Genomic DNA, 3,917 nt, shown 5'->3' on the forward strand with positions numbered 1-3,917 from the left:
GAAAACTCGGGCAACGGGATCGGCGTATTTCACCAGATTCGGGAAGTCTTCTTCAGGATTTCCTTAAGTGGCAAGACTCTAATCTGTGCTCTTTTCATTCGCCGCCTACGGCGTCGGGAGCCCAGGTGTAGTAAATGGTATTGAAACCCGGAGCTTGGCGCTTGTTCAGGTATGTTGAAGCAAACAGGATTCGTGCATATAAAGTTATGGGGAGTGGGCCACTGGTGCTTGAGGTCGGGGTGGATATGATGACAGGGGAGCAGGTTTACGTAGAGGCTCAGAAATAGTGGCGTGGTTGTTTTTCGTTCTGGCAGGCTTTGGTGTCGCACTGGCCTATGTGCTGAGGGCGTATTTCTCAGGTGATAACTTAAAGTTCGGGCATTTCATTGGTTGTCTGGCATTCAATGTGTTCTTCGTTATGTACTACATGAGATTTATAGAGCAGGATCATTTGTTGTTCTTTGGTTATTACCCGAGCTTGCGTAACGATTATCCAGCGATTGATTGGATTGCTATAGTCGCTTTGCTGCTGCACTGTTTTGCCAGCCCTGTTCAGTGGAGCGCGAAGAAGTAGTCATGACGTCAGGGGGCTGCTGGGTGGCCTTGGTCTTTCAGTTGGCCGGCGTTGTCGAAGATACAGGCGCCAGCAAGGCTGGCGCCTGTATCAGCTCCAGCGTCAGCCCAACAGTTCTCGCAGCACGCGTGTAAAGGCCTGGGCGGTCTGTTCTTCGGCGGCGTGTCGGCCTTGGCGTACCACCCATTTGCCGTTGACCATCACATCGCGAACCTGACGATCACCTCCGGCAAACAGCCAGCGGTTGAGGATGCCGTCACCCTTGGCCGTAGCCAGGTATGGGTCGTTACCGTCGAGCACCAGCCAGTCGGCGCGGCGACCTTCGGCCAGTTCGCCCACCGGTTGCCCCAATGCTTGTGCGCCACCGCTGAGGGCTGCGTCGAACAGCGTGCGCCCGACCATCGGTTGCTCCTCTCGGTAAAGCCGGTTACGCCGCTGGTCGCGCAGGCGTTGGCCGTATTCGAGCCAGCGCAATTCCTCCACCACACTGAGCGAAACATGGCTGTCCGAGCCAATGCCCAGGCGACCGCCTCGGGCCAGGTAGTCGACAGCAGGGAAGATACCGTCGCCCAGGTTGGCTTCGGTGGTCAGGCACAGCCCGGCTACCGCGCCACTGTTCGCCATCAGTGCGACTTCGTCAGCTTCGGCGTGGGTGGCATGAACCAGGCACCAGCGTTGATCAACCTCGGTATTTTCATACAGCCATTGCAATGGGCGTCGGCCACTCCAGGCCAGGCAGTCGTCGACTTCCTTCTGTTGCTCGGCAATGTGGATATGCACCGGGCAGTGTGGGTCGCTGGCGGCCATGACCTGAGCGATCTGTTGCGGGGTGACGGCGCGCAGCGAGTGGAAGCACAGCCCCAATTGCTGGGCGGGTTGCTGTGCCAGCAGCGGTGCCAGGCGCTCGTGTAGCCGCAGATACTGCTCGGTGTTGTTGATAAAGCGGCGCTGCCCCTCCGTGGGCGCTTGACCGCCAAAGCCTGAGTGGCTGTAGAGCACGGGAAGCAGGGTCAGGCCGATGCCGCTGTGGCTGGCGGCCTGGCTGATGCGCCGGGACAGCTCGGTCGGGTCGGCATAGGCATTGCCAGCAGCATCGTGATGCACGTAGTGAAACTCGGCGACCGAGGTGTAACCGGCCTTGAGCATCTCGATGTAGAGCTGGCGGGCAATCACCTCCAGTTGTTCCGGGGTAATCTGGCCTACCATTCGGTACATCAGTTCGCGCCAGGTCCAGAAGCTGTCATTGGGGTTGCCAACCACTTCTGCCAGGCCAGCCATAGCGCGCTGGAAGGCATGTGAATGCAGGTTTGGCATGCCCGGCAGCAGCGGGCCGGCCAGGCGTTCGGCGCCCTCGGGCGAGGCATCGGTATGCACGCGGCCGATCCGGCCGTCGGTACCGACCTCGATGCGGACATTGTTGGCCCAGCCGGTAGGCAGCAAAGCACGTTCGGCAAAGAAGACGGACATCGACACGGCACCTCGTTTTGTTTATTTGTATATACATATACAGACGTTTGCCTGCTGGGTAAACTCCGGCAATCTATGGAGTACTCATTTTGAACAAGGATCTCGACGTGCCGACACCACCTGTCTCCGCGCTGGTTGCCCATATGGGCGAGGGGCCGGCGCCGCTGTATGCCCGGGTCAAGCAAATGATTGTCCAGCAGATCAAGAACGGTAGCTGGCCGCCGCACCACCGTGTGCCGTCGGAAAGCGAACTGGTCAGTGAGCTGGGCTTCAGTCGCATGACCATCAACCGCGCACTGCGCGAACTGACCGCCGAAGGGCTGTTGGTGCGCATGCAGGGTGTCGGGACCTTTGTTGCCGAGCCCAAGACCCGTTCGGCACTGTTCGACGTCAACAACATCGCTGACGAGATCGCGGCGCGTGGCCATCGGCACACCTGCAGGGTGGTGACCCTGGCCGAAGAGGCCGCTGGCTCCGAGCGTGCGTTGGCGTTGGATATGCGCGAAGGCCAGCGCGTGTTCCATTCGCTGATCGTGCATTACGAGAACGATATTCCGGTGCAAATCGAAGACCGCTTCGTCAATGCCCAGGTTGCACCGGATTACCTCAAGCAGGATTTCACCGTGCAGACCCCTTATGCCTACCTGTCCCAGGTGGCGCCCTTGACCGAGGGCGAGCATGTCGTCGAGGCGATTCTGGCTGAGCCGGAGGAATGCCGTCTGCTACAGATCGAGCAGGGCGAGCCCTGTCTGCTGATTCGTCGTCGCACGTGGTCCGGCCGTCAGCCGGTGACGGCGGCGCGCTTGATTCACCCCGGTTCCCGTCATCGTTTGGAAGGACGTTTCAGTAAATGAGCCAGATGCAGGTACTTCGCGCGGTCAATTACCCCCGTATGCCCTGGAAGAATGGTGGTGGCAGCACCGAAGAGATCGCCCGCGACGCCGGAGAGGGTCTGGACGGCTTTGGCTGGCGCCTGTCGATTGCCGACATTGCAGAGTCGGGTGGCTTTTCCAGCTTCGTCGGATACCAGCGGATCATCACCGTGTTGCAAGGTGATGGCATGGAGCTGCAGGTTGATGGTGAGCCGAGTCGGGCACTGCTGCCCTTCGATGCCTTCATGTTTTCGGGTGAAAGTCAGGTGGCCTGTCGCCTGCTGGGTGGGCCGATCCGTGATTTCAACCTGATCTATTCGCCGCAGCGTTACCGCGCCCGGTTGCAGTGGCTCGATGGCGAAAGCCGTCTCTACAGCTCGGCGCAGACGCTGTTGGTCTTTGCTGTCGGCGAGCAGGTTCGTGCCACGCTGGGCGGGCATGCGGTGCAGATGCTGTCGCGCCATGACTGTCTGCAGGTCGAAGGAAACGCAGGGTTGCAGGCGCTCGAACTGAGCGGTCACTGCTGCCTGATCGAGCTGAGCCACTGTTGAGATTGTTACTGCGGCGACCGATGAGTCGCACGCAGGTGTGTTACTGATTGACCCAAGGTGGTGCAACGCCACCTTGTTTGACTGTGTTGTTCTACACCCTGGAACCACCTCCACTACGTTTTCTTTTTCTGCCGGACCCCCGGATTTATTGCGTTGAGTTGGCCTTGGCGTGCCTCTGTGGCAGTTCGTCGGAGAAGTTGGCACTTCAATTGCCTATGCTTGTACATACAAGTAAATATGTGTTTGTATAAGTGTGTAGGGCAGCCCTGCTGCCATCCCGAATTTGCCTGCCACCGCTGGCACGCTCGCCCACAGCCTGGGTTGGGCGGGATCGATCGCTTGAGGAGCCGTTACCGTGACTGACAAGAACATGAACAAATTCCGTGACGTCGAAATTCGCGCACCGCGCGGCACTACGCTGACCGCCAAAAGCTGGCTGACTGAAGCGCCGCT

General features: G+C 59.2%; 5 protein-coding genes. 4 read left to right on the top strand and 1 reads right to left on the bottom strand.

Translation table 11 applies throughout. The annotated features are described in order from the left end of the window. Positions 1–286: 286 nt before the first annotated feature. Complete coding sequence (locus IE038_RS23680; protein ID WP_163937652.1) at positions 287–574, top strand: hypothetical protein; 288 nt, start codon at positions 287–289, stop codon at positions 572–574. Between the two features lie 102 nt (positions 575–676). Here the strand turns inward: IE038_RS23680 and IE038_RS23685 are convergent, their stop codons facing one another. Beyond that, positions 677–2,041 carry a formimidoylglutamate deiminase gene (locus IE038_RS23685; protein WP_163937662.1) on the bottom strand — a complete coding sequence of 455 codons (1,365 nt, stop codon included), beginning with the start codon at positions 2,039–2,041 and terminating at the stop codon, positions 677–679. Positions 2,042–2,184: 143 nt separating this feature from the next. On the opposite strand from IE038_RS23685, the gene hutC reads away from it, so the two are divergent. The 3 genes from hutC to IE038_RS25465 all read left to right on the top strand — a co-directional run. Next, positions 2,185–2,895 (top strand): histidine utilization transcriptional repressor HutC, encoded by a 711-nt coding sequence (gene hutC, locus IE038_RS23690; protein ID WP_163937659.1) that lies wholly within the window; start codon positions 2,185–2,187, stop codon positions 2,893–2,895. Continuing rightward, entirely contained in the window at positions 2,892–3,464 is a 573-nt protein-coding gene (locus IE038_RS23695) for a HutD/Ves family protein (protein ID WP_163937649.1), read from the top strand. Before hutC ends, IE038_RS23695 begins: the two co-directional genes overlap by 4 nt. A 370-nt stretch (positions 3,465–3,834) precedes the next feature. Beyond that, a partial coding sequence (locus IE038_RS25465) for a hypothetical protein (protein WP_438810796.1) occupies positions 3,835–3,917 on the top strand: 83 nt, incomplete at its 3' end.

The organism is Pseudomonas laurentiana (assembly GCF_014648275.1).
GTDB classification, from domain to species: domain Bacteria; phylum Pseudomonadota; class Gammaproteobacteria; order Pseudomonadales; family Pseudomonadaceae; genus Aquipseudomonas; species Aquipseudomonas laurentiana.

Bases quoted from the DNA above. Each gene is read 5' to 3' on its own strand.
- IE038_RS23685 (WP_163937662.1), bottom strand. From the start codon at position 2,041: ATGTCCGTCTTCTTTGCCGAACGTGCTTTGCTGCCTACCGGCTGGGCC.
- hutC (WP_163937659.1), top strand. From the start codon at position 2,185: ATGGGCGAGGGGCCGGCGCCGCTGTATGCCCGGGTCAAGCAAATGATT.
- IE038_RS23695 (WP_163937649.1), top strand. From the start codon at position 2,892: ATGAGCCAGATGCAGGTACTTCGCGCGGTCAATTACCCCCGTATGCCC.